Source organism: Candidatus Palauibacter sp., from assembly GCF_965222475.1.
Classification (GTDB): domain Bacteria; phylum Gemmatimonadota; class Gemmatimonadetes; order Palauibacterales; family Palauibacteraceae; genus Palauibacter.
In genome coordinates this window covers 398,155-422,031 of sequence record NZ_CBDCUB010000004.1, presented here as the reverse complement: position 1 = coordinate 422,031, position 23,877 = coordinate 398,155, and the positions used below count along the sequence as shown (strand labels likewise).

Below are 23,877 nucleotides of genomic sequence, written 5' to 3'. Positions count from 1 at the left end.
GGTTAGTGTTAGTCTCGGAGCCAGCCCGCGCCGAACACGAACCCATCCCGGCTGACCACCCAGACGCGCGCGGATTCCGAGGCGATCCAGTTGCCGCCTTCCGTGAGACTGAGCACATCCGTGCCCAGGATGTCATACAGATCCCTTCCCAGCATTGCGGGGTGGTAGCTATCTACGATGTTGCCGCTTTCGTGGGCTATGAACGCGACCCATACCCCGTCGATGTGCGGGGCGTTGTTGTAGTATTCGATGGTCGTTGCCAGTCCCGCCGTGACGCTCTCCGGGCCATTGAAGGCTTCCACGGTCGCTTGCAGTCCCGCCGAACGGAAGATGCGGACCGCGGTGGCCACCAGGTACTGGGTGAACTCGTCGGCGTCGATATACCAGCCGGAGCCGAAGAGTAGTCCGTCGTGCCGCATCACCCAGGCGCTCTTGAGTTCCACGTCCCCGGGATCCGGTGAGTCGATGCGGCCTTTCCCGGGGTTCGTGTAGACGTAGGAGACCCAAGTGCCGTCCTCGTCGGCCGATAGCATCTCCGGGCCGAAGTCATACCCGTTGGCATCGGTCCCGACCCATCCCAGCAGATCCTGCCCCCGGCGATGGGGGTGTGGATGTCCGATCACCAGGTCGTCCTCGTTGATGATGAACAGGTACCACTCGCCTTCCATGCTTTCCTCACCGTTGTAATGGGCAAGGGTGGCATCGAGCCCCTGGCTTTCGTACCGGCCGATGGCGTTGCCGACGAAGGCCTTGGTGTACTCGACGCGCGCGGGAATGGGCGGAGTGGACACAATCTCTCCGGGCTCCGGCCGTTCGGGCTCCGGCCCGGTGGCGGGGTCCCGGCCTCCATCCCGGCAGGCGGCCAGAAACCCCATCGTTGCCGCGAGTATGCCGGCCGCGACCGCACCCCGTCGCACGCCGCACCCGATAGTGTCCGTTCGACCGTTCATTTGTTGTGCTCCGTGATGGACGAGAGTCGGGCGAGGATGTCGGACGACCCGCTGACTCGGCCGCCCGCCTGACTTCCACGGTGGGCTCGTGCTCGATAGCTCCTGATAACTGTAGTTATCGGGAGCAAAGTTCTCCGGACGTATACCCTTGTACCGGAGTCACTTATGACGATTAAGCCCACAGGAGACGTGACCGGCCTTCCCGGCCCGGCCACTTCGCGGTCACAACTCGGCGAGCGCCTGACCGCCTACCTGGACGACGCCGATGGCGCCCTCAGCGGCAATACCGTGCGGGCGCTGAGAGCGGACCTGGAACGGTTCGCGGCGTGGTGCGCCGAGCGGGGTCTCCGTCCGCTCCCCGCGCGCGCGGGCACGGTGGTCGCCTACATCGAGGCGATGGCGAGCGAGCGTGCGCCGGCCACCGTGCGCCGCTACGTGTCGAGCATCGCCACCGTGCACAGGGCGGCCGGGGAGCGCAGCCCGGCGGAGCACGCCGCGGTGCGGCGGGCCCTACAGCGAATGCGGCGGCGGAAGGGATGCCGGCAGAGGCAGGTCAAGGGCCTGACCTGGACGCTCCGCCGGCGCCTGATGGAGGCCACCGGCGACCGGGTGATCGACGTCAGGAACCGCGCGATCCTGGCCGTGGCCTACGACGCCATGCTCCGCCGCTCCGAGCTGGTTGCGCTGCAAGTCGTTGATGTGACGATGGAAAGGGGCGGTTCGGCCTCGCTTCTCGTGCGCCGGGCGAAGAACGATCCGGAGGGCGGCGGGGCGGTGCTCTACCTGCACCGCGACAGCGTCAGGCTGCTCTCGGCGTGGCTGAGCGCGAGCGGGATCGCCGGCGGGCCGCTCTTCCGTTCCGTGCGCAAGGACGGCACGGTGGGCGGAAAGCTCGACGCAAGCCAGGTGCCGCGCATTTACAGGGCGATGGCCGAACGGGCCGGGCTGCCGGCGAAGATCGTGCGGCGGCTCTCCGGGCACAGCCCCCGCGTGGGCGCGGCTCAGGACATGATCGCCAAGGGGATCGGCATCGCGGCCATCATGCAGGCCGGGCGCTGGAAGAGCGCCCGGATGGTGCAGCGCTACGGCGAGCGGCTGCTCGCCAAGCGGAACGGCGCCGCCCAGCTGGCGCGGCTTCAGAAACGCGGATGAGGCCGGAAACGCCCCAAGGGCTCGCCGGTCACAAGACTTGCCGCGGATAGCTCGCGATAACTACAGTTATCGGGAGTTATCTTGGAATGTAAGCCATGTTTTGTGAGCGAGTTGTGGCTTACGGGCGAAAGCTCGTGACCTGTTAGTGACTTCGCGCGCGAAACCCGCTATCCTCCACTCCCCGTCTTTCGCGGACCTTGGGACTCCGCTACCATTCGGGAGAGCCGAACCGACGACTTCACTGGACATGTCGAGGCGCTCTTCGCTACACGTCTCGCGACCATCCTGCCTGAGGTTCTAGCTGCTGATGAGCCGCTACCACCTGCCGCCGAGGCGCTGAGCATGGCGATCGACCTCGGGGACAGTGAGCCCTGGGATCGGTACATGGAGCTCGACATCGAGGACGAAGAGGCCATCCGCGATTGGGAGGACTGGTTCAGGAAGTACCTCGGGAAGAAAGCGAGGCGATAGGCGATGGCCGCAGCCGGGTGGTCGATCCGCTGGACGAACGGTGACGAGCTGCTAGCCGCCATCGGGGTCAGGAGCGGCCGGATGCCTGTCTACCGGGAAGAGGGTAACCGCCTCTATCGCCTGAGAGCCACCTTCCCTTCCTGCCTCAAGTTCATGCCGCATGCTGAGGTCGTCGAGGACCGGTGTCGCGTCAGCCGCAAGAAGATCCGCCCGCCGGGCCCCGGGGTCGTGCTACTTCCTTCCCCTAATAGCGGTAGTGCTCAGGCTTGAACGGACCGCCCTTCGGCACGCCGATGTAGTCCGCCTGCGTCTCCGTCAGTTCCGTCAGCCGCGCCCCCAGGTGATCCAGGTGCAGGCGCGCCACCTTCTCGTCCAGGTGCTTCGGCAGCATGTAGACCTGCCGCTCGTAGGCGCCATGGTTCCGCGCCAGTTCGATCTGTGCCAGCACCTGGTTGGTGAAGCTCGCGCTCATCACGAAGCTCGGATGCCCCGTCGCGTTCCCCAGGTTGAGCAGGCGCCCCTCGGAGAGGATGAGCACCGAGTGCCCGTCCCCGAACACGAACTCGTCGTACTGCGGCTTGATGTTGTTCCGCGTCACGCCGGCCTTCGCGAGCCCGGCCATGTCGATCTCGTTGTCGAAGTGGCCGATGTTGCCGACGATCGCCTTGTCCTTCATGCGCGCCATGTGATCGAAGGTGATCACGTCGCGGTTCCCCGTCGCCGTGATGAAGATGTCCGCCGTGTCGATCACGTCCTCGAGGGTCCGCACCTGGAAGCCCTCCATCGCGGCCTGAAGCGCGCAGATGGGATCGATCTCGGTCACCACGACGTGCGCGCCCTGACCCTTGAGCGCCTGCGCGCACCCCTTTCCGACCTCTCCGTACCCGCACACGACGGCGGTCTTGCCCGAGATCATGACGTCGGACGCCCGGTTCAGCCCGTCGATGACCGAATGACGGCACCCGTAGATGTTGTCGAACTTCGACTTCGTCACCGAGTCGTTCACGTTGATGGCGGGGAAGAGAAGCGTCCCGGCCTCCGCCATCTCGTACAGGCGGTGCACCCCCGTCGTCGTCTCCTCGGACACCCCGAGGATCGAGGGCACGGTGCGCCGCCAGCGATCCGGGTCGCTCGTCGCGATGTCGCGCAGCGTCTGCAGGATGACGCCCCACTCCTCCGGCTCGGTCTCGGGAGCGAAGGCCGGAATCTCCCCCGCCTCCTCGAACTCGAGACCCCGGTGGATGAGAAGCGTGGCGTCGCCGCCATCGTCCACGATGAGGCCGGGGCCGGATCCGTCCGGCCACAGGAGCGCCTCCTGCGTGCACCACCAGTACTCCTCGAGGGTCTCCCCCTTCCAGGCGAAGACCGGGATCCCGCGCGGGTCCTCCGTCGTCCCGTCCGGACCCACGGCGACCGCCGCGGCGGCGTGATCCTGCGTCGAGAAGATGTTGCACGAGACCCAGCGCACATCCGCCCCCAGATCGGCCAGCGTCTCGATGAGGACGGCCGTCTGCACGGTCATGTGCAGCGAGCCCATCACCTTCCGGCCCGCCAGCGGCTGCGCGTCGCGGTACTCGGCCCGCACCGACATCAGCCCGGGCATCTCGTGTTCGGCGAGGCGGATCTCCTTGCGGCCCCACTCCGCCAGGCGCAGGTCCGCGACCTTGAACGGGGGACGGTCCGAGACGGGCCCGGAAGCGGCCGTCGCCGCGGTCTCGATCATGTCGTGCAGTACGGCGCCTTCCATCGTCTATCTCCTTCGGGTCTGCAGTCTCAGATGTAGAGTCTGCCCGTGGTAGTTCTCGGCTCGCCCGGCTTGCGGGCGGTACCCGCGAACAGCATGGGGCCCGAGGCGTTCGGGTCGGGCGCGAGCGGAATGTGGCGGTAGCCGTCCAGCCCCGCAGCCGCCATCCACCCGCCCATCCGACCTTCGCTGAAGCCGGGCCACAGGTGGCCCATCGTCTCCCGGTATTCCTCCCGTCCATGCGCCCGCATGTCGAGCACGACGAGTCTTCCGCCCGGGGCGAGGGCCCGGGCCGCCTCGGCCAGCACCCGTCCGGGGTCCACCGCGAAGTGGAGGACGAGCATCAGCACCGCGACGTCGAGTTCGTCGTCGGCGAGCGGGAGTGTCTCCAGTTCTCCTTCCCGCAGGTCGACGTTCTCGTGCGCGGCCAGCCGCGCGCCCGCCGCCCCCAGCATCTCCGGCGACCGGTCGACCGCGATGACCCGCTTCACGAACGGCGCGATCGTCTCGGCGAGCGTGCCCGTCCCCGCGCCGAGGTCTCCGACCGTCCACTCCGGATCGAGCAGGCCGAACAGCGGCGCGAACCGGGCGTCGCGGCCGAACAGGTCGTCGCGAAGCGCATCCCAGCCTCCGGCGGTCTCCGAGAAGAACGCCGCCGCGCGTTCCCGGCGCCGGGCGAGCACACTCGCCGCGCGCTCGCCATCCTCCGCGATCCAGACGGCGTCCGAGAGGCTCTCCGCCGTCAGCCTCCACAGCTCCCGGGCCCCCGGTTCGAGCGCCCCCTCCAGGCGGTAGTAGCGCGTCTTCCCGTCCTGCCGTCGCCGCACCCAGCGGTCGTCCGCGAGCACCCGCAGGTGCCGTGAGACGGTCGACTGGGGAAGCTGGAGGACGGATACCAGTTCGGATACCGTGAACTCGTGCCGCTCCAACAGCGTGAGGATCCGCAACCGGTTCTCGTCCCCGAGGGACTCGAACCGCGAGAGCATCTCCCGCGTCGTCGCACCCACCACCATCGTATCCATAAATCCAAATATATGGATGCGAGTGCGATGGGGCCAGAATTGGTTCGAGGCCTGCGATCAGGGCGTCTCAGAAGCGTCCGGGTTCGAGGCGCGTAATCCCGTCGATGTCGAAGCCCCGGTCGAAGGTCGCGATGGCCCGGACTTCCCGATTGATCATGACGCCCGCGTGGACGGCATCCCGGGCCGATATCCCCGCGTGCGAGAGCAGGATCGTCTTCGCCAGGTCGGTGTCGGCCAGCGTGACGTCGAACACCTCGGGCATGAGGGCGACGAAGAGCTCGTACACTCTGGCGCCCAACTCGCGCCTGCCCAGCCCGGAATAGCGGTACAGAATCTCCTGCAGGACTTCGGTGCTCGTGCATAGTTCGTGTCCATCATCCTGTGCGTTCTCCAGGAACCGGACGCAGGGATCCCGGTGGGGATGATCCGTCCCCGCGACGTACATCGGGATGTTGGAGTCGACAAAGACCTTCACGACCGACCGGCTTCGATCTCGGCGATCATCACATCGATGTCGGCGGTGGGAGCGCCGAGTTGCCGCAGGGCCGCGAGAGGATCGGGGGGCAGGCCTCCCGATTCCCGCTCGAGGCGCTCTTCGATCGCCCGGCGCACCCAGGCGCCCCTGGAGCTGCGCGCCCGCCGCGCCGCCTTTGCGAGGCGGTTCTCGAGAGATCCGGAGATCAGCACCTGTAACCGGTAGCTCGCCACCCTCATCCTCCTCCCACGGGTGGGACCACTCCACCACGACTCATATGAGTACATACTACCATACTCAAGGGCGGCAACACGGAAAGACGTGGGGAGAACCGCGGTGCGCACCACCGTTCCGCGCTTGCCCCGGTCACGGGATCGGCTAGCTTCTCGGTCCACGCCGGGGCGTGGCGCAGCCCGGTAGCGCGCCTGAATGGGGTTCAGGAGGTCGCGAGTTCGAATCTCGCCGCCCCGATTTTCACCGCAGCACGATTCGGCCAGGGTCATCGACCCTCCGGCTCCCTCCTCTTACGATCACAGGCGCCCTCGCGCGCCTTTGATCACGTCCTCCTGCTGCGGAGTCGGAACCATGGACTCACGATCGAATCGAGACCGGGACGGCCGGCGACCGGCGGACGCGCTCGTTCATGCGGGCGTCCTCGTGGCGGCGTCCCTCCTGCTCTGGCCGTTGCCCGTCGTCGCCCAGGAGACTTCCGTACCGCTCGCGATCGTCGGGGCGACGATCATCGACGGAAACGGCGGTGCTCCGATCATTGACGGGACCCTCGTCATCGAAGGCGACCGGATCCTCGCCGTGGGTCCCGCCGCTTCAGTCGCCGTTCCCGCCGGCGCCGAGGTCATCGACGGGAGCGGCAAGTTCGTCACGCCGGGCTTCGTCGACACCAACGTCCACATGTCGCTCGCGTTCGGGCGCGGGGCGCGCGTCGAGGAGCACGCGGCGTACTGGCCGCACCACGAGCAGATCATCCTCCAGGGACTCCAGCTCCACCTCAAGCACGGGGTGACGACCGTGCGGGACAGCTACGGCGTGCTGCGGCCCATGCAGCGGGTCAAGAAGAAGATCGACGCCGGCGAGGAGATCGGCCCCCGCACCTATCTCGCCGGCAACATCGTGGGCTGGGGCGGTCCCGGCGCCGATCGCCTTCTCGCCGCGCGCCCAGCGCGTGATCGTGGAGGAGACGCACAGGCGCGGCCTCGTGGCCGAGACCCACGCCACGAGCCTGGAAGGCCTCCGTCTCTCCGTCCTCGCGGGGATCGACCTCATCCAGCATCCGGACAACGTCGGGAACCGCACGATCACCGATGAACTCCTCGACCTCATCGTCGAGCGCGGGATCGTGTGCTCGATGCTCATCAACCAGTTCACGGGCCCCAGCTGGCAGTTCCACGTCCGCAACATGGAGCGCGCGCGCGAGGACCTCGCCGAGGCCGAGGCCGGGGAGCGCCAGCGGCGCATCCCCCCGACGACGGCCGAGATCCGCCGTCGCGTGCAGGACACCGGACTCCCGCAGCCGGGATCCGTGATGGAGGGACGCTGGACCACCAAGCGGACCAACGCAAAGAAGCTCATCGAGGCGGGCTGCATCGTCACCGTCGGGACGGACAACACGCTGTTCGGGCGCGGCGGCGTGGCGGCGGATTTCCTGCGCGAGGAGCCCGAGAACATGGAGCACCAGCTGCCCGGCCTGGGCACGATCTTCGCGATCGAGGGGCTGGTCGAACTCGGGATGACGCCCTCGGAAGCGATCGTCGCGGCCACGAAGAATGGCGCCATCGCGAGCAAGGCGCTCGACGAATACGGGACCCTCGAGGTGGGGAAGGCGGCGGACATCGTCGTCCTCGACGTGGACCCGCTCGCCGACATCTCCAACATCCGGCGCCTCTCGATGGTGATCAAGGGCGGCCGGATCATCGACACCGACGCCCTTCCCGCGAACCCGATCGCGCTCGACTGGGCCGCCGGTACCCTCGAGCGGTCCTGCTAGCCTGGCAAAGATACCGATGCCTTCTGGGGCACTTCCTTCGAACGCGGGCGATCGACATCACTTCGTGTATGTCGCCCGGACCAGCTAGCAGACAAAGCCACCGTTGACCGACGGATCAAGTCCGCCTTGCAGAGCTTAGCGGACCTGCGGGCCTTCTTGCTGGAGCCGATGGTCGGGTGACGCCTGGGTACGGGCCTTGCGATCGAAGGCCTCGGCGAACTGGGCATGACCCCGTCCGAGGCAGTCGTCGCGGCGACGAAGAACGGCGCCATCGTGGGCAAGGCGCTGGAAGAATACGGCACGCTCGCGGCGGGGAAGGCGGCGGACACCGTCGTCTTCGACGCGAACCCGCTCGCCGACATCGCGAACATTCGGAAGCTCTCGATGGTCATCAAGGGCGGTTGGATCATCGACATCGACGACCTGCCCACGAACCCGACCGCCCTCGACCGGGCCGCCAGAACGCTCAAGGGATCGCGCTAACCGCCCGCAAGGTCGAAACTTCAGGTTCGTCGCCATCAATTCGCGACGGATCCTCGGTGACTACGAGTGCCCTCCGAAGGGCGGTCGAAGACAGTTCTCGGGGTTGCGCGGCAGGTCGATTCGGCGTTTATTCGGCAACATCCGAAGTGGAAGCCGCGAACGTCCTCGTGGTGCCACGGCGGAGGATTCCACCAGGCAAAAACAATGGGAGCGAACCACAACGTGCCTTCAAGGTCCGAGGCCGCGGCCGGTATGCCGCGGCGGGACTCCAAGCAACTCGGTGCCTACTACACGCCGCCCGAGGTCGTGCGCTGTCTCGTGTCATGGGTTTCGGCGGGAATCGGTGACGGGAGCATCCTCGATCCATCCTGCGGCGATGGACGTTTCCTTGAAGGAATGGAAAATGCCGTGGGCGTCGACATCGACCCTGCGGCCGCCAAGGCTGCGGCGCAGGGCACACGCGCCACGATCGTCCGAGAGGACTTCTTCTCTTGGGTGCGGCGCTCGAACCGGCGCTTCGCCGGTGCCGTAGGCAATCCTCCCTTCATCCGCTATCACCGTTTCAACGGCGACAGGAGAAGGAGGGCTCTCCAGTATTGCGCTACGCAGGGTGTACGGCTATCGGGGCTGTGCTCGTCCTGGGCACCCTTCATCGTGGGCGCGACAAGCCTGCTCCATAAGGGCGGCCGAATTGCGTTCGTGGTGCCCGCCGAGATCGGGCACGCGGTCTATGCCAAGCCGGTCCTCCGTCATCTGCTCTCCTCCTTCGAACGCGTGGAGATCATCGCGGTGCGCGAGAAGCTCTTCCCGGAGCTGTCTGAGGATTGCTGGCTACTGCGGGCAAGCGGATTCGGTCGCCGCGGCGAGGCGGCCTACTTCGCCAAACTGGACTCCTTCGATCCGCGCGATGATCGGTGGGTCTTCGAGCCCGTGCCCATCGCCGAAATCGAACGCTGGCATTACCGGTTGCGTCCCTTCCTGGTGGATCGAGCCGTGCGCGATGCCTACGGGGCGCTTGCCGATCAGCCAGGAACCATTCGGTTGGGCGACGTCGGCAATATTGGAATAGGGTATGTGACGGGGGCGAACGACTTCTTTCATCTCCGGCCCAGTACTGCCGCCCAGCTGGGCATCCCGGATGATCTGTTACGCGTCTCGGTGCGCTCGAATCGCGACTTGGCTGTTGATGACGTTGATGAGGAACTCGTCGCCTCGTGGCTGCGTGATGACCGTCCGGTGCTTCTGCTCGACCTAAGGGATGTCGACGATCTCCCGCGCGCCGTCACTGACTATCTGGAGTCGCCCGGCGGACGGGTTGCACGGCGAGCATATAAGTGCCGTACTCGACGACCCTGGTTTGTCGTACCTCAAGTACGCGTTCCGGATGCCTTTCTCTCGATCATGGCGGGCGGAACGCCACGGCTGGTCCGCAACTCGGCGGGGGTTTCGTGCACCAACTCGGTGCATGCCGTGTCCTTGACCAACGGACTGGATCTTGGTCGAGTGACGACTCGCTGGAACGGCCCGCTGACGGCTTTCTCGTGCGAGTTGGAGGGCCACGCCTTGGGTGGCGGCCTCCTAAAGATCGAACCTGCCGAGGCACGCAGAGTCATGCTTGCGTTGGATGTTGATTTGTCCGACGAAGAAGCGGACCTCATGGCCAACGGGGTGCGGGAGCTTCGAAGATGGCGTAACGCAGATGCCACCTGACGCCCCGGAACTCACGACGCTCCAACGGGCGTTGATGGACTTCGCCTTCCCCGTCCATAGCGTACAAAGCAGCCGGCACATCAGGCGGCTCCACTGGTACGTCTCGTGCCGCCTCGTGATCGAAGGCGGCTTCAATCCGCGCAATATCCTGCCGCGTCCGCCGATTCTGGTTGAGCGCAAGGGCAAACGCCGTATTCTCCACCACGCACCGGAGGCGGCGAAAGGCGGTGAGCGCACCATCCTCGGTGGCCTCAAGACGAAGCAACTCGACGTGACCGTAACGATTCCGGCTGTAGGACCGGTACTGGCTGTGTCGCTGAAGGGCACCAACAACGCATTCCGTAATCTGACGAATCGCATGGAGGAGGCTGCGGGCGACTGCACGAACATCCACATGGCTTATCCCGCCTTGGTCTACGGATTCTGGCATGTCCTCCGAGCCAATGAGGAGGATTACCCTACCGAAGGAGGGAATCTTCGATTGAAGGATGGAACCTACGACCGACAGGATGTGGCGATTCTCCGCGGCGGTCGGCCATTGGAAGCAGTCGAGCGTTACTCCGAGGCGTTGCGGCGATTGTCCGGCCGGAACGATCTCCGCGAGCCCCCATCGACCTATGAAGCGTGCTCGCTTACGCTGGTTAAATGTCGGAGCGGGCGAGATGAGACGGCTGTCTACTCAGAGTTCCCGCCTTCGGAAGCGGAGCTGGACTTCAATGAGTTTTTTAGCAAACTGTACGCGAGCTATGATCGTCGGTTTATCTACCACGCCCCTGCACTGAAGAGTCGGACGAGACGAGAAAACTGGGACCCGGAATCGCCGCTACTCGTCGACACGGTTCTGGGTGGTGAAGACTTTGGGGAGATAACGCCCCGCACAACGTGATCGGTATCGCCGCGATCCCGCCGCTTGGGCACATGGCCCTCGCCCGGTGACTCAAGGGTCACCCGGTGAACAGTTCCGTCTGTTCCGGCTCGTAGGCATGCTTCTTCATGACTCGATGGGTGGCGACGCCGAGGTCGTTGAGGACGACACGGAAGTCACGCAAGACGACCACGGCGTCAGGTAGCTGTGGCCGCCTGGATGGGGGATCCTGGAAGTAATTGAGAGGTAGATACGTGCGAGCCGCGTAGCTGCGAGCGGCGCGGACGAGCTTGTCCATGCTACCCTCCCTTCCACCCTTGGTCTGTTCCCATTTTCGAGGCTCTGCCATCTGGTACGTCGGCCTCCGTGGTTTGGGCTCCCGTTCCCCCCAAACTCTAGCGTATTATCCAGAAGTGATTTCGTTGCCAGCAGTCGGACAGGACGGAGAACGATGGCGGGCGACGATCAGAGAATACGACGCCCGACGGTGGGAAGTGACCAGTTCCGGCGGCGGCGTCGACGTTCGTTCGTTTCTGCAATCCGGATCTGCCAGTGCGCACGAAACGTTCTATGCTGCAATTGTAGATCCGAACCATGCGGCAATAACTTGGAGTTACCCCGGCGGTCTCAAGCGGTCAACGCAACGGTCCCGGCGAAGACTTCACATGGTTTCAGCCAGTCGAGGGTTTGTCGAGGGCGGCCGTTGAGCTGTCGGGCGACGGCATTGAGGTCATCCTGTGAGTGGGCGGAGAGATCGGTACCCTTGGGGAAGTATTGGCGGAGCAGGCCGTTGGTGTTCTCGCTGGTCCCGCGCTGCCAGGGGCTGCGCGGATCGCAGAAATAGACGGACACGCCGCTCTCGATGCTGAAGCGGACGTGCTCGGCCATCTCCTTGCCCTGGTCCCACGTGAGCGAGCGCTTGAGCTGGTCGGGCAGCGTGACCATCTGTTCGACCAGCGCGCGCCGCACATGCGGGGCCGTCCGCCCGCCGGGAAGGTGCAGGAGGAGCACGTAGCGGCTGCGGCGCTCGACGAGGACCCCGAGGGCGGAGCGTCCCAGCTTGCCCAGGATCAGGTCCCCTTCCCAGTGGCCCGGCACGGCCCGGTCCGCGGCCTCGGCGGGCCGCTCGGAGATGGAGACCATGCCCTTCAGCCGCCCCTCTCCGGGTCTGTGCCTTGGTGATCGTCGTCGCGTCCGGCCGGTGCGCAGGTACGCCGTGAGTTCCTTTCTGAGCGCGCCTCGCGTCTGCACGTACAGCGACTGATAGATCGTCTCGTGAGACACGCGCATCTCGGGATCCGAGGGGTGATCGAGCCGAAGGCGATGGGCAATCTGCCGCGGAGACCAGCGCTCGGCGAGCAGGCGCTCCACCTTCCGCCGCAACCGGGGGCACCGGGCGAGCTTCGCCACCTTCGGGCGCCGGGCCTTCCCGGACGCCCGTCGCTCCGCCCTCCAGGCCCGGTATCGTTCTCTCGAGCCGTTGGCCGCTACTTCGCGCGAGATCGTCGATGGCGCTCTGCCCAGGCGCCCGGCGATCAGCCGGTACGAGTCTCCCGCCTTCAAGCCGCGCGAGATCTCCTCCCGCTCGGCGACGGTAAGGTGGTGCGGCGAACGATTTCGACCCCGGGGCGCCAGTCCGCCGGTGCGTATCAATAGCCGTTGGACCGACTTGGTCGAACACCCGACCGCCGCGGCGATCTCGGCGTGTGTTTGCCCGTTCTTGATCCGGTCCCCGATCTCAAGCCGGTCCGCTTCGCTCAGCCTCCCGTACTTCTCCCGTTGGCGCATCGCATACCTCCCGGCAGTTGAACAGCCGCTGCCAAGATGTTGCGTTGACCGGTTGAGACCGCCCCCGAGTTGGTGGACACCCTTGAGCGTTGGTCACAACGAGGAGGTGTCGCATGTCGGGACGGAGATGCGCGCCGGAGTACAAGGCGCGGATGGTGGAACTGGTCCGTGCGGGCCGCGGCGCGGACCAGCTGGCTCGCGAGTTCGAGCCCTCGGCGACGGCGATCCGGCGCTGGGTGGAGCAGGCCGACCTGGACGAGGGGCTTCGCACCAACGGTCTGACGACGGCTGAGCGCAAGGAAGTCCGGGAACTGAAGCGCGAACTGCGCCGGGTGAGGATCGAGCGCGACATATTGGCGAAAGCCACGGCCCGACCACCGCTGCGCGGCGGTGCCCCGCGAGGGAGAGCGGATCGATCCCCCGGGGGGGTTCCGGTTCGCGGTTGATCACCGGGCCGCCTATCCGGTGCGCGTGATGTGCCGCCTGCCGGGTCTCTCCCCGAGCGGGTACTACGCGTGGCGGAAGCGGGAGCCGTCTCGGCGGGCGCGGGAGAACGCGGCGCTCACCGGGGAGATCCTCGATATCCACGCCATGAGCGACGGGACGTACGGGGCGCCGCGGATCCACGCCGAGCTGAGGGCCCGGGGCCGCGAGGCGGGCGTGAACCGGGTCGCCCGGCTGATGCGGGCGGCCGGGGTCGAGGGCGTGAGCCGGCGCCGCAAGGGCAGTACGACGAAGCGGGCCGCGAAGTCCAGGCCCGCGCCGGATCTCGTGGACCGAGACTTCTCGGCCTCCGGACCGGACGAACTCTGGGTGGCCGACATCACGTACGTGCCGACCTGGGCGGGCTTCCTCTATCTGGCCGTCGTGCTCGACGCCTGGAGCCGCCGCATCGTGGGCTGGTCGATGGCGACGCACCTGAGGACGTCCCCGGTGCTGGACGCCTTCGACATGGCGCTGGCGCGGCGGCGCCCCGAGGAGGTGATCCACCACAGCGACCAAGGCAGCCAGTACACGTCCTACGCCTTCGGCGGCCGCTGCCGGAGGGCCGGGGTCAGGCCCTCGATGGGCTCGGTGGGCGACGCCTACGACAACGCCATGTGCGAGTCGTTCTTCGCCACGCTGGAGTGCGAACTCATCTGGCGGCGCTCGTTCCGGACGCCCGGCGAGGCCCGCCGGGAGGTGTTCCGGTTCATCGAGGGCTGGTACAACCCGCGCCGGCGGCACTCGAGCCTCGGCTACGAGTCGCCCGCCAGCTTCGAGGCGCGCGAGAAGGGAGAGGCGGCGTGACCCCCGGGCCGCGTCCCTCTCCCACGGTCCGCCACGCCTTCGGCGCGGCGACCGCTCTTCTCTCCCGCGAGGTGGCGAGAAAGGAGGAAACCACCACTTTCACCTGTCCACTGAAAACGGGGTAAGTCCAAACTATCAGGAACCAGACGGGACCGAGTACGTATGAGGGTACCGATCAAGTTCGCATCTTGCGACTGAAAGACGGTAGACAGGTTAGAACGTACGACAGCCCCGGAATCGTCTTCGCCGAGAGTGCGGTATTGGTGCACGTGTTGCGAAATGGGAATTACAAAGAAAGGTGTAATGGGGGAGGCTACAATGACAGATAACCGGTGCTGTCATTCCTACGTGAGGTTCGGTCTTGAGAGGGCCTTCCCCTCTTTATCTGATTCAGAGTGCCGCTTACACGGTTCGCCAACGGAGCAACGTTCTCGTCGATCCAATCCCACTGCCGAGAGGCCCAATCGATTACTCGATGAACACCACGTCGTGGGTCTCGGGGTGCTATTGCCCGTGCATGCGGCGATGTTTCTGGCGTTCTTAGTGCCTGCAATAGTTCTGTTCGCGTTACTAGAGTTGCTGGATCATATCCTTCAAGTGTGTCGCCGTGCAGCGGCTCCCAAATGGTTGTTACGGGCGCTGTACTATTTTCTGGCTCTTCATCCAGCGCGTCGCTTGCCGGGGCCAGCGGAAAAGACTGTAACGGAAGAGGGGGCGCAAATAGTTCCACACATTTCGCGATAGATGTATGATGATGGTGGTTTTGACGTTTCTTGGCCTCTAGCACTTGTTCCGGTGACAGAACGGATCGATAGAGGTCTTCATCTATGATGCCAAGCCCACCCGGCGTTCCTCCTTGCCAATAGCAGGTGTGACACGGCGTCAGATCGACATAAGCCATTACCGTCAACCCCCGTAACAAGCCCGGCACATTCCATCGAAACTCTAAAACGTTGGACCCTGACTCTTTCTTTTGTATAATGAAACCATCCATGCTACCGGCCTAAGATGATGGCAGCAAATCTTCGATTAGCTCGTAGATGCCATCCAGCCGTGAGTCGTTGGTAGTCATGGTAACGTTCCCGTATCCAATGCCTCCTCGGCCAATGGATACCGTAAGGTTCGCCTGAACGTTACCGTCATCCGTGAAGTGGAGGTTCAGTCCCGAGATATGTGGCTTATCAATGCGCTCCCTCAGCTTTGTGTTAAGCCGCTCCAACTTTGGTGTTTTGCCGAGATCATCCAACTTCATTGCTTACTCCTTATTGTTATTGTTATTCGTTAGTGTTTCGCTAGTTTTGTAATTGTGCGAACAAAAGAGCGCACAACTACCCGAAACAAGCGAGACGAGACGAAGGTACGATGGCAAGGGCAAGGAAGTCAAACGGACATTAACAACGCGCCGGGGAAGGCGCACAGGGAGGGAATCACGCTGCTGGAGTTGGCCAGCATGTTCCCCGACGAGGATACATCGCGGAAGTGGTTCGAGTCGCTTATCTGGCCGAACGGCGAGCGGTGCTGCACGCGCTGTGGCGGGCTGGACACGTACGCGGTGACGAACCAGAAGATGCCGTACCGGTGCCGCGATTGTAAGCGGTACTTCTCCGCCAAGATGGGCACGGCGCTTGAGGGCTCGAAGATCGGCTACCGGAAGTGGGTGTTCGCCATCTACATGTGCCTGACGAACCTGAGGGGAGTTTCCAGCATGAAGTTGCATCGCGACCTTGGCGTGAGCCAGCCGACGGCGTGGTTCATGCTGCATCGCATCCGCGAGGCGTGGGGCTACGCGCCGGAGGCGTTCGAGGGTCCGGTAGAGGTTGACGAGGCGTATTTCGGCGGGTTGGAGAAGAACAAGCACGCCAGCAAGAAGCAGAATGCCGGGCGGGGTCCGGTCGGCAAGACGGCTGTGGTGGGCGCGAAGGACCGGGCGACGAACCGCGTTCAGGCGAAGGTTGTGGAGTGAGGTGGTCCCAGTTTTTTGGACAGGTCGTTAAGGTGGATTCCAGGACGGAACGGGAGGCACCGAGATGGCTGGGAAGAGACGGCGGTTCACGCCGGAGTTCAAGGCGCGGGTGGCGCTGGAGGCGCTGCGCGAGCACGACAGCGTGCAGGCGATCGCGAGGCGGCACGAGCTTCATCCGAACCAGGTGAGCACATGGAAGCGGCAGCTGCTCGAGGGGCTGCCGGAGGTGTTCGCCGGGGGCGCGGGCCGCAAGCTCGCCAAGGAGCACGAGGCGAAGGTCCGGGAGCTGCACGCCAAGATCGGGGAGCTCACGGTCGAGCGGGATTTTTTTCGGCGCGGGCTCAAGCGCTGAGCCGGGCGGAGCGGGGGCGGATGATCGAGCGGGACGGACCGCTGAGTCTTTCGAGGCAGTGCGCGCTGGTGGGCGTGAGCCGGTCGTCGCTGTACTACCGGCCGAGGGGGGAGAGCGCGGAGAACCTGGCGCTCATGCGTCGCATTGACGAGCTGCACATGGCGTATCCGTTCTACGGAAGCCGGCAGCTGGTGCGGCATCTGCGTCGCGAGGGCGTTGCCGCGGGCCGGCACCGGATCCGGCGGCTCATGCGCCTGATGGGGGTGGAGGCAACCTACCGGCGGCCGCGCACTAGCGTGGCGGGTCCGGAGCACCGGGTCTTCCCCTATCTGCTGCGCGGCCTCACGATCTCGCGGGCGGACCACGTGTGGTGCGCGGACATCACCTATGTTCCGGTGACGCAAGGCTTTTTCTACCTCGTGGCCGTGATGGACTGGGCGACCCGGCACGTGCTCGCGTGGCGGCTGTCGAACACGATGGACGCGTCGTTCTGCGTCGAAGCCCTGGACCACGCGCTGGGCTGGAGGGCTCCGGAGATCCTGAACACGGATCAAGGCGCCCAGTTCACCAGCGAGGCGTTCGCCGACCGGGTGCTGGGCGCGGGCGTGGCATTCTCGATGGACGGCCGGGGCCGCTTCCTCGACAACATCTTCATCGAGCGGCTGTGGCGGTCGCTGAAGTACGAGGCGGTGTACCTTCACGAACTCCGCGACGGGCTGGACGCCGAACGGATCATCGGCTCGTGGTTCGACTTCTACAACGAGGTGCGTCCGCATTCGTCCCTCGGCGGACGGACGCCGGGCGAGGCCTACCGCAACGGCACGGGGGCGGTGTGAACGGCGGATCTCGGCGTGCGCCGACGGTCGCCTTCGCAAAGCAGCAGCGGGGCGCGGGAGAAGCCTGGGATCTCCCCATGCCGCGCACCTCGTTCCGCCCGCGGCCAAGCCCCCGTCGCCGACCGGGTTCCCCTCCCGCCGGCCGGGGTTCATTTTGGAACCTGTCCCTCCCCTGCCGGGGGAGGACCCATGGGTGGAGCATCCACCCCGAGAGAACACACGGAGAAGGCTCCCGAGGGCTCTCACAACCACTCGGAATCCACCTTAACTTTGCCCTCGGACTGTCCAACGAAGTAAGACCACCTCAGAGCGCACGAACGCGGCTACGCTGGTTCCGTTCGTGGAGTCGCACCGCAAGGACGGCGCGAAGGTCTACACCGACGACTCGAAGGTGTACGGGAGCCTTGAGAACCATGAGACGGTGAAGCACAGCGTGAAGGAGTACGTGAACGGCCAGGCGCACACGAACTGGAGTTACCCCGAGTTGGTGGACACCTTTGAGCGTTGGTCACAACGAGGAGGTGTCGCATGTCGGGACGGAGATACGCGCCGGAGTACAAGGCGCGGATGGTGGATCTGGTCCGTGCGGGGCAGAGCGCGGACCAGTTGGCTCGCGAGTTCGAGCCCTCGGCGACGGCGATCCGGCGCTGGGTGGAACAGGCCGATCTGGACGAGGGGCGTCGCACCAACGGTCTGACGACGGCTGAGCGCAAGGAAGTCCGGGAACTGAAGCGCGAACTGCGCCGTGTGAAGATCGAGCGCGACATATTGGCAAAAGCCACGGCCTGGTTCGCCAAGGAGAGCGGATCGATCCCCCGGGGGGGTTCCGGTTCGTGAGCGATCACCAGGCCGCCTATCCGGTGCGCGTGATGTGCCGCCTGCTGGGACTCTCCCCGAGCGGGTACTACGCGTGGCGGAAGCGGGAGCCGTCGGAGCGGGCGCGTGCGAACGCGGCGCTCACCGGGGAGATCCTTGAGATTCACGCCATGAGCGACGGGACGTACGGGGCGCCGCGGATCCACGCCGAGCTGAGGGCCCGGGGCCGCGAGGCGGGCGTGAACCGGGTCGCCCGGCTGATGCGGGCGGCCGGGGTCGAGGGCGTGAGCCGGCGCCGCAAGGGCAGTACGACGAAGCGGGCCGCGAAGTCCAGGCCCGCGCCGGATCTCGTGGACCGAGACTTCTCGGCCTCCGGACCGGACGAACTCTGGGTGGCCGACATCACGTACGTGCCCACCTGGGCGGGCTTCCTCTATCTGGCCGTCGTGCTCGACGCCTGGAGCCGCCGCATCGTGGGCTGGTCGATGGCGACGCACCTGAGGACGTCCCCGGTGCTGGACGCCTTCGACATGGCGCTGGCGCGGCGGCGCCCCGAGGAGGTGATCCACCACAGCGACCAAGGCGGCCAGTACACGTCCCACGCCTTCGGCGGCCGCTGCCGGAGGGCCGGGGTCAGGCCCTCGATGGGCTCGGTGGGCGACGCCTACGACAACGCCATGTGCGAGTCGTTCTTCGCCACGCTGGAGTGTGAACTCATCTGGCGGCGCTCGTTCCGGACGCCCGGCGAGGCCCGCCGGGAGGTGTTCCGGTTCATCGAGGGCTGGTACAATCCGCGCCGGCGGCACTCGAGCCTCGGCTACGAGTCGCCCGCCAGCTTCGAGGCGCGCGAGAAAGGGGAGGCGGCGTGACCCCCGGGCCGCGTCCCTCTCCCACGGTCCGCCACGCCTTCGGCGCGGCGACCGCTCTTCTCTCCCGCGAGGTGGCGAGAAAGGAGGAAACCACCACTTTCACCTGTCCACTGAAACGGGGTAAGCCCATACATCGCGCTGCAAGATCACGATCTGCGGCACCGCCTCCACCCCCAGGAACGTTCTCATATATCGCTGTGCCGCTGCGTTTAGGTATCCCCGTCCAATGTGAATTTCATCGAACGGTCCGAATCGCTCCAGCAGCTCGGCTCCTCTATCGAGAGCCGCCTCAATGGACACACCAACTGTCACAAACCCATACTCGTCCTCTCTGGCATAATCTTCCAAATACCGTCTCGCGGCAAGCAACGCGTCCTCAAGTCGCGGATCGTTGATCCTCGCGCACGTCGTGGACGCAACGAACACGTACACAATCTCCGAATGACCTCTATTTCGAAGGGGATTACAAAGAAAGGTGTACGAGGCGAAGCCCTGCTAAACTGGCCACACCTCAGCGATCAACTGCAACACGAAACCCGTCACAATAAGTACAAGGCTAAGCCTCGACATCCGAACACGTAACGGCTGTCGCCGCCTCCATTCTTCACGCTTCACAACGTCTTCACCTTCAAGAGCGAAAAACGCTCGTGTTTGCGGATCAGGATACTTTTCAGGCGCAAATTTGAACAGCAGACATACGCCTGCGATATCCAACAGCAACCCTATAGCGGCTAACCAACTCACTGCGGTTTCCTCGCTGCTATCGTCCTGAACAGCGCCTTGGCCAGCGCCTGCGGTGTCGCGCCCTCGAAGCCCGGTACTTCGGACGGCACGTCGTACTTCACCCCGGATCCTGCATTGGCGGATAGTCGTGGGCCGGGGGCGTGATTATGACCCGCGGGGGCGGCGGTTCGGTGCCGGGAGGGGCGTTTTCGAGGCGGCGCCGGGCGTCGGGGACGTCCCGGGGGCGCTCCCGGAGCGTCCCGGGCGGCTCGCGGAGACACGGGGAGTGGGCGCCGCCGCGCGGCGCCTTCGGGAAGGCCGGGGCCGGGACCGTTCAGGCCGGTACGGGCGGCGGGAGACCGCCCTCGATGGTCCGGAGGACCCGCCGGAGGAGGCCGAGGGCCGGTTCGCCGCGCGCGAACCGGAGCGAGGTTCGGCGGGCGTGGGAGGTGATCCTGGCGGGGGCGCGCAGCAGGCGCAGCCGGATGCCGCGCGGCTGCACGGCGCGCCAGCCGCCGCCGAGGCAGTTCGCGCGCAGGACGTGAAGAAGCTGGTAGGCGAGCGCGGCGAGGCCCCACAGCAGGGCGTTGCCGCCGAGGTCGTCCACCGCGGTGCGGCCGGCCGAGAGCTGGCCCAGCTCGCCGATCCGCTGCTCGACGACCGCGCCCGCGTTGTAGGCGCGCCACGCCTCGACGGGGCCGATGCTCCCGATGTTGGCCGGAACGTCGGCGCTCATCGTGGTCTCCCACGCCGCGAGATCGAGTTCTCCCTCGTCCGGCCCGACCCGTCTCCGCCTCTCGACCGAGAGAAGCCTGGTCCCCCACAGCTCGCCGGAGGCGGTCCTCAGCTCCCGGCCCTCCGCCTCGTCCGCGGCGGCGGTCTCCCAGGCGCCCCGGAAGCCGCCGAGCCAGGCGTGCCGCGGCACCTTGAGCAGATAGGACACGCCGAGCGCCTCCATGCGCCGCGCGATGGACTTGGAGAAGAACCCCTTGTCCAGCCGCACGGCGATCCGCCGCACCCCCGCCCCCCTCAGGCGGGCCACCAGCCCGGCCAGCCACGCCTCCGCCCCCCGGGCCGTGTGCGCGTTGCCCGGCCGCCAGCGCACCCCGAGGCAGTCGCCCGTCTCCAGGACGTAGGCCGGAAGCGGGTGGTGCGAGGGACGGCCCGGCTTCTTCGGGTTGTAGCCCCGCTCCGCCCCCGCCCGCTTCAGCCCGTAGCGCACCACGACCGTCGAGTCCATCACGATCGTCGCCGACCGGGGCGCCCCGCCGGCCATCTCCCAGCGCCGCCGCACCATCCGCCACAGCAGATCGTCGAGCAGGGGGGACATCACCGCGGCCGAGCACCGCAGCCAGCGCCCGAACGTGGCCGGGTGCGGCACCCGCGCCCAGCCGAAGATGCGGCGCACGCCCCGCCGCTCCAGAAGCGGCAGGTCGTCCATCGCCCCGCCGCCGTACAGGAGCAGCACCACCCACAACTCGACCATCAGCGACGGCCGGTAGCGGCCGGGGACCTCCCCCGCCCGCGCGTCGATCCACCGGCCCAGCCCCAGCGCGTCCCACAGCTTCCGAACCACGACGAGGCCGCCCGCGTCGGTGATCCGTCCGCCGCCCCCGCGGACCCTCAGCGCGGCCCGCGATCCTTGCACGTGCGGGCGCGGTCCGGTATAGTCGTTTCCACGCACCATTCGGGTGTCCTCCGTTCCGGGGTGAACTCTGCTCAAGTCCCCTTGAACGTAGGGCCCCGGGCGGTGCTTTTCCATAGTCCGGCACTATGTTTCCACTATCCCGTCCCCGGCCGCGGCCACCCTCTCCGGGCCAGCCCCGCGCCGACGATCGCAGGATCCGGGTTCACGTGTAGCTCGTCCTTCGTCGGCGCTGGATCGCGGGTGTTGTCTCGTTCGCTATTAGTCGCCATTTCTCGTTCCATCGTATTATTGAAGGGATACGTACATCTGTTGTACCCCCCAATAATACACTACTCTCCCTAAAAGGTCAACCCGGATCCTGCATTGGCGGATAGTCGTGGGCCGGGGGCGTGATTATGACCCGCGGGGGCGGCGGTTCGGTGCCGGGAGGGGCGTTTTCGAGGCGGCGCCGGGCGTCGGGGACGTCCCGGGGGCGCTCCCGGAGCGTCCCGGGCGGCTCGCGGAGACACGGGGAGTGGGCGCCGCCGCGCGGCGCCTTCGGGAAGGCCGGGGCCGGGACCGTTCAGGCCGGTACGGGCGGCGGGAGACCGCCCTCGATGGTCCGGAGGACCCGCCGGAGGAGGCCGAGGGCCGGTTCGCCGCGCGTGAACCGGAGCGAGGTTCGGCGGGCGTGGGAGGTGATCTTGGCGGGGGCGCGCAGCAGGCGCAGCCGGATGCCGCGCGGCTGCACGGCGCGCCAGCCGCCGCCGAGGCAGTTCGCGCGCAGGACGTGAAGAAGCTGGTAGGCGAGCGCGGCGAGGCCCCACGGGAGGGCGTTGCCGCCGAGGTCGTCCACCGCGGTGCGCCCGGCCGAGAGCTGGCCCAGCTCGCCGATCCGCTGCTCGACGACCGCCCCCGCGTTGTAGGCGCGCCACGCCTCGACGGGGCCGATGTCCTCGATGTCGGTCAGCACGTCGGCGCTCATCGTGGTCTCCCACGCCGCGAGATCGAGCTCCCCCTCCACGGGGCCGACCCGTCTCCGCCTCTCGACCGAGAGAAGCCGCGTCCCCCACAGCTCGCCGGAGGCGGTCCTCAGCTCCCGGCCCTCCGCCTCGTCCGCGGCGGCGGTCTCCCAGGCGCCCCGGAAGCCGCCGAGCCAGGCGTGCCGCGGCACCTTGAGCAGGTAGGACACGCCGAGCGCCTCCATGCGCGCGACGATGGACTTCGAGAAGAACCCCTTGTCCAGCCGCACGGTGATCCGCCGCACCCCCGCCCCCCTCAGGCGGGCCACCAGCCCGGCCAGCCACGTCTCCGCCCCCCGGGCCGTGTGCGCGCCCCCCGGCCGCCAGCGCACCCCGAGGCAGTCGCCCGTCTCCAGGACGTAGGCCAGCAGGGGGTGGTGCGAGGGACGGCCCGGCTTCTTCGGGTTGTAGCCCCGCTCCGCCCCCGCCCGCTTCAGCCCGTAGCGCACCACGACCGTCGAGTCCATCACGATCGTCGCCGACCGGGGCGCCCCGGTCGGCCAGCTCCCAGCGCCGCCGCACCATCCGCCACGGCAGATCGTCGAGCAGGGGGGACATCACCGCGGCCGAGCACCGCAGCCAGCGCCCGAACGTGGCCGGGTGCGGCACCCGCGCCCAGCCGAAGATGCGGCGCACGCCCCGCCGCTCCAGAAGCGGCAGGTCGTCCATCGCCCCGCCGCCGTACAGGAGCAGCACCACCCACGACTCGACCATCAGCGACGGCCGGTAGCGGCCGGGGACCTCCCCCGCCCGCCCGTCGATCCAGCCGCCCAGCCCCAGCGCGTCCCACAGCTTCCGCACCACGACGAGGCCGCCCGCGTCGGTGATCCGCCCGCCGCCCCCGCGGACCCTCAGCGCGGCCGCCGATCCTTGCACGTGCGGGCGCGGTCCGGTATAGTCGTTTCCATGCACCATTCGGGTGTCCTCCGTTCCGGGGTGAACTCTGCTCAAGTCCCCTTGAACGTAGGGCCCCGGGCGGTGCTTTTCCATAGTCCGGCACTATGTTTCCACTATCCCGGCCCCGGCCGCGGCCACCCTCTCCGGGCCAGCCCCGCGCCGACGATCGCAGGATCCGGGGTCAAATATAGAAACATGAACTGCTCCACAATTCGACTCAGATCAACAACACCCGGTCATTATCGCGTCGTAATTACTGTAAGAAACGATAACGAAAGCTCGCTAAGTTGCCAAATCACTTCTTCTCCACCGGAACAACTCTAATCTCAATCGGGTAATCTACGCTACCACTAGACGGTAAGTCAGGTAGCTCAGGCATATGCTTTGCTAGTTCACGTAGAATATATCCCGTCTCGATAGCCTGTATCGCGTTCATGATGACGACGGCTTTGGGCGGCTGCCCGTGATCCGTTCGCACCATCACGAACGCCAATCCGTTGGAAGTATCAACCGCTACTTCGCCTTGGAGCGGCACGGACATATCGAGATCAATCGATTGTTGTGAATCGATTTCAATATGATTGTCTTCAAGCATGTCTTGAACGATGCGGTCAAGCTGCGCAATGCGTTCTGGAGTTAGTTCGGCCACTGGAACAACCTCCTGTCGATGCTCGCTACGAGAGCATCGTGAAGATGTGGTTCATACCTGCCGCAAGCTAGTAGGGGGTTACGTATGTATATCCTTCTTCACCCCCTTTCATTCTACGTTACTGCCACTCAAAGGTCAACTCATGGATAACAACACCCGCATAAATGCGCA

Annotated in this window: 21 protein-coding genes, 1 tRNA gene and 2 pseudogenes; 12 read left to right on the top strand and 12 right to left on the bottom strand. The window is 66.2% G+C overall.

Going from position 1 to position 23,877, the window contains the following annotated elements:
- Positions 1-8 precede the first annotated feature (8 nt).
- Positions 9-950, bottom strand: coding sequence for a cache domain-containing protein (locus ACOQPP_RS10530; RefSeq protein WP_419166683.1), 942 nt, complete (start codon positions 948-950; stop codon positions 9-11).
- 165 nt (positions 951-1,115) lie between these two features.
- Between ACOQPP_RS10530 and ACOQPP_RS10525 the strand changes: the two genes are divergently transcribed.
- Both ACOQPP_RS10525 and ACOQPP_RS10520 read left to right on the top strand, forming a co-directional pair.
- On the top strand, positions 1,116-2,102 hold the full coding sequence (locus ACOQPP_RS10525; RefSeq protein WP_419166684.1) for a tyrosine-type recombinase/integrase: 987 nt from the start codon (positions 1,116-1,118) through the stop codon (positions 2,100-2,102).
- A 342-nt stretch (positions 2,103-2,444) separates the two neighbouring features.
- Complete coding sequence (locus tag ACOQPP_RS10520; protein WP_419166685.1) at positions 2,445-2,573, top strand: hypothetical protein; 129 nt, start codon at positions 2,445-2,447, stop codon at positions 2,571-2,573.
- A 244-nt stretch (positions 2,574-2,817) separates the two neighbouring features.
- Here ACOQPP_RS10520 and ahcY read toward each other — a convergent pair whose 3' ends face one another.
- The 4 genes from ahcY to ACOQPP_RS10500 form a co-directional block, all read right to left on the bottom strand.
- Complete coding sequence (gene ahcY / locus ACOQPP_RS10515; protein ID WP_420636506.1) at positions 2,818-4,296, bottom strand: adenosylhomocysteinase; 1,479 nt, start codon at positions 4,294-4,296, stop codon at positions 2,818-2,820.
- Between the two features lie 50 nt (positions 4,297-4,346).
- A complete protein-coding gene (locus ACOQPP_RS10510; RefSeq protein WP_420636483.1) occupies positions 4,347-5,324 on the bottom strand; it encodes an ArsR/SmtB family transcription factor in 978 nt (325 codons plus the stop codon).
- 82 nt (positions 5,325-5,406) lie between these two features.
- Positions 5,407-5,814 carry a type II toxin-antitoxin system VapC family toxin gene (locus tag ACOQPP_RS10505; RefSeq protein ID WP_419166687.1) on the bottom strand — a complete coding sequence of 136 codons (408 nt, stop codon included), beginning with the start codon at positions 5,812-5,814 and terminating at the stop codon, positions 5,407-5,409.
- Positions 5,811-6,053 (bottom strand): antitoxin, encoded by a 243-nt coding sequence (locus ACOQPP_RS10500; protein ID WP_419166688.1) that lies wholly within the window; start codon positions 6,051-6,053, stop codon positions 5,811-5,813. Before ACOQPP_RS10500 ends, ACOQPP_RS10505 begins: the two co-directional genes overlap by 4 nt.
- A 158-nt stretch (positions 6,054-6,211) precedes the next feature.
- Here ACOQPP_RS10500 and ACOQPP_RS10495 point away from each other — a divergent pair.
- The 5 genes from ACOQPP_RS10495 to ACOQPP_RS10475 all read left to right on the top strand — a co-directional run bounded on the left by ACOQPP_RS10495 (position 6,212) and on the right by ACOQPP_RS10475 (position 10,895).
- Positions 6,212-6,285, top strand: a tRNA-Pro gene (locus ACOQPP_RS10495).
- Positions 6,286-6,994: 709 nt separating this feature from the next.
- Positions 6,995-7,816 (top strand): amidohydrolase family protein, encoded by an 822-nt coding sequence (locus ACOQPP_RS10490; protein WP_420636482.1) that lies wholly within the window; start codon positions 6,995-6,997, stop codon positions 7,814-7,816.
- Between the two features lie 225 nt (positions 7,817-8,041).
- Positions 8,042-8,299, top strand: a complete 258-nt coding sequence (locus ACOQPP_RS10485; protein ID WP_420636481.1) for an amidohydrolase family protein — start codon at positions 8,042-8,044, stop codon at positions 8,297-8,299.
- Positions 8,300-8,551: 252 nt separating this feature from the next.
- On the top strand, positions 8,552-10,009 hold the full coding sequence (locus tag ACOQPP_RS10480) for an N-6 DNA methylase (RefSeq protein WP_420636480.1): 1,458 nt from the start codon (positions 8,552-8,554) through the stop codon (positions 10,007-10,009).
- Positions 9,999-10,895, top strand: a complete 897-nt coding sequence (locus ACOQPP_RS10475) for a hypothetical protein (protein WP_420636479.1) — start codon at positions 9,999-10,001, stop codon at positions 10,893-10,895. Before ACOQPP_RS10480 ends, ACOQPP_RS10475 begins: the two co-directional genes overlap by 11 nt.
- 58 nt (positions 10,896-10,953) lie before the next feature.
- Here the strand turns inward: ACOQPP_RS10475 and ACOQPP_RS10470 are convergent, their stop codons facing one another.
- A complete protein-coding gene (locus ACOQPP_RS10470; RefSeq protein WP_420636478.1) occupies positions 10,954-11,172 on the bottom strand; it encodes a hypothetical protein in 219 nt (72 codons plus the stop codon).
- A gap of 329 nt (positions 11,173-11,501) precedes the next feature.
- Positions 11,502-12,662: an IS30 family transposase gene (locus tag ACOQPP_RS10465; RefSeq protein ID WP_420636477.1), complete on the bottom strand. Its 1,161-nt coding sequence runs from the start codon at positions 12,660-12,662 to the stop codon at positions 11,502-11,504.
- A 113-nt stretch (positions 12,663-12,775) separates the two neighbouring features.
- Between ACOQPP_RS10465 and ACOQPP_RS10460 the strand changes: the two are divergent.
- A pseudogene (locus tag ACOQPP_RS10460) lies at positions 12,776-13,952 on the top strand (IS3 family transposase).
- A gap of 1,003 nt (positions 13,953-14,955) precedes the next feature.
- Here ACOQPP_RS10460 and ACOQPP_RS10455 read toward each other — a convergent pair.
- A complete protein-coding gene (locus tag ACOQPP_RS10455; RefSeq protein ID WP_420636476.1) occupies positions 14,956-15,204 on the bottom strand; it encodes a hypothetical protein in 249 nt (82 codons plus the stop codon).
- Positions 15,205-15,402: 198 nt separating this feature from the next.
- Here ACOQPP_RS10455 and ACOQPP_RS10450 point away from each other — a divergent pair, with 198 nt between their 5' ends.
- From ACOQPP_RS10450 to ACOQPP_RS10435, 4 genes and pseudogenes are all read left to right on the top strand, one after another.
- Positions 15,403-15,915, top strand: a complete 513-nt coding sequence (locus tag ACOQPP_RS10450; protein WP_420636475.1) for an IS1595 family transposase — start codon at positions 15,403-15,405, stop codon at positions 15,913-15,915.
- A gap of 64 nt (positions 15,916-15,979) precedes the next feature.
- A protein-coding gene (locus ACOQPP_RS10445; RefSeq protein ID WP_420635870.1) for an IS3 family transposase occupies positions 15,980-17,103 on the top strand; the annotation gives its coding sequence in 2 pieces (ribosomal slippage) (positions 15,980-16,256 and positions 16,256-17,103; 1,125 coding nt in all).
- 322 nt (positions 17,104-17,425) lie between these two features.
- A pseudogene (locus ACOQPP_RS10440) lies at positions 17,426-17,563 on the top strand (IS1595 family transposase); the annotation flags it as partial.
- A 68-nt stretch (positions 17,564-17,631) separates the two neighbouring features.
- A protein-coding gene (locus ACOQPP_RS10435; RefSeq protein WP_420636474.1) for an IS3 family transposase occupies positions 17,632-18,788 on the top strand; the annotation gives its coding sequence in 2 pieces (ribosomal slippage) (positions 17,632-17,881 and positions 17,881-18,788; 1,158 coding nt in all).
- A 99-nt stretch (positions 18,789-18,887) separates the two neighbouring features.
- Here the strand turns inward: ACOQPP_RS10435 and ACOQPP_RS10430 are convergent.
- From ACOQPP_RS10430 to ACOQPP_RS10415, 4 genes are all read right to left on the bottom strand, one after another.
- Positions 18,888-19,220 (bottom strand): hypothetical protein, encoded by a 333-nt coding sequence (locus ACOQPP_RS10430; protein ID WP_420636473.1) that lies wholly within the window; start codon positions 19,218-19,220, stop codon positions 18,888-18,890.
- Between the two features lie 625 nt (positions 19,221-19,845).
- Positions 19,846-21,198, bottom strand: coding sequence for an IS1380 family transposase (locus tag ACOQPP_RS10425; RefSeq protein ID WP_420636472.1), 1,353 nt, complete (start codon positions 21,196-21,198; stop codon positions 19,846-19,848).
- A 523-nt stretch (positions 21,199-21,721) separates the two neighbouring features.
- Positions 21,722-22,699, bottom strand: a complete 978-nt coding sequence (locus tag ACOQPP_RS10420; protein ID WP_420636505.1) for a transposase — start codon at positions 22,697-22,699, stop codon at positions 21,722-21,724.
- A 653-nt stretch (positions 22,700-23,352) separates the two neighbouring features.
- Positions 23,353-23,706: a hypothetical protein gene (locus ACOQPP_RS10415; protein ID WP_420636471.1), complete on the bottom strand. Its 354-nt coding sequence runs from the start codon at positions 23,704-23,706 to the stop codon at positions 23,353-23,355.
- Positions 23,707-23,877: the final 171 nt, after the last annotated feature.

What these genes read in the sequence shown, in the direction of transcription:
- ACOQPP_RS10455 (WP_420636476.1), bottom strand. Translation starts at nt 15,204, where the DNA reads ATGAAGTTGGATGATCTCGGCAAAACACCAAAGTTGGAGCGGCTTAAC.
- ACOQPP_RS10450 (WP_420636475.1), top strand. Translation starts at nt 15,403, where the DNA reads ATGTTCCCCGACGAGGATACATCGCGGAAGTGGTTCGAGTCGCTTATC.
- ACOQPP_RS10475 (WP_420636479.1), top strand. Translation starts at nt 9,999, where the DNA reads ATGCCACCTGACGCCCCGGAACTCACGACGCTCCAACGGGCGTTGATG.
- ACOQPP_RS10500 (WP_419166688.1), bottom strand. Translation starts at nt 6,053, where the DNA reads ATGAGGGTGGCGAGCTACCGGTTACAGGTGCTGATCTCCGGATCTCTC.
- ACOQPP_RS10525 (WP_419166684.1), top strand. Translation starts at nt 1,116, where the DNA reads ATGACGATTAAGCCCACAGGAGACGTGACCGGCCTTCCCGGCCCGGCC.
- ACOQPP_RS10465 (WP_420636477.1), bottom strand. Translation starts at nt 12,662, where the DNA reads ATGCGCCAACGGGAGAAGTACGGGAGGCTGAGCGAAGCGGACCGGCTT.
- ACOQPP_RS10530 (WP_419166683.1), bottom strand. Translation starts at nt 950, where the DNA reads ATGAACGGTCGAACGGACACTATCGGGTGCGGCGTGCGACGGGGTGCG.
- ACOQPP_RS10485 (WP_420636481.1), top strand. Translation starts at nt 8,042, where the DNA reads ATGACCCCGTCCGAGGCAGTCGTCGCGGCGACGAAGAACGGCGCCATC.
- ahcY (WP_420636506.1), bottom strand. Translation starts at nt 4,296, where the DNA reads ATGATCGAGACCGCGGCGACGGCCGCTTCCGGGCCCGTCTCGGACCGT.
- ACOQPP_RS10520 (WP_419166685.1), top strand. Translation starts at nt 2,445, where the DNA reads ATGGCGATCGACCTCGGGGACAGTGAGCCCTGGGATCGGTACATGGAG.
- ACOQPP_RS10470 (WP_420636478.1), bottom strand. Translation starts at nt 11,172, where the DNA reads ATGGACAAGCTCGTCCGCGCCGCTCGCAGCTACGCGGCTCGCACGTAT.
- ACOQPP_RS10480 (WP_420636480.1), top strand. Translation starts at nt 8,552, where the DNA reads ATGCCGCGGCGGGACTCCAAGCAACTCGGTGCCTACTACACGCCGCCC.
- ACOQPP_RS10425 (WP_420636472.1), bottom strand. Translation starts at nt 21,198, where the DNA reads ATGGTGCGTGGAAACGACTATACCGGACCGCGCCCGCACGTGCAAGGA.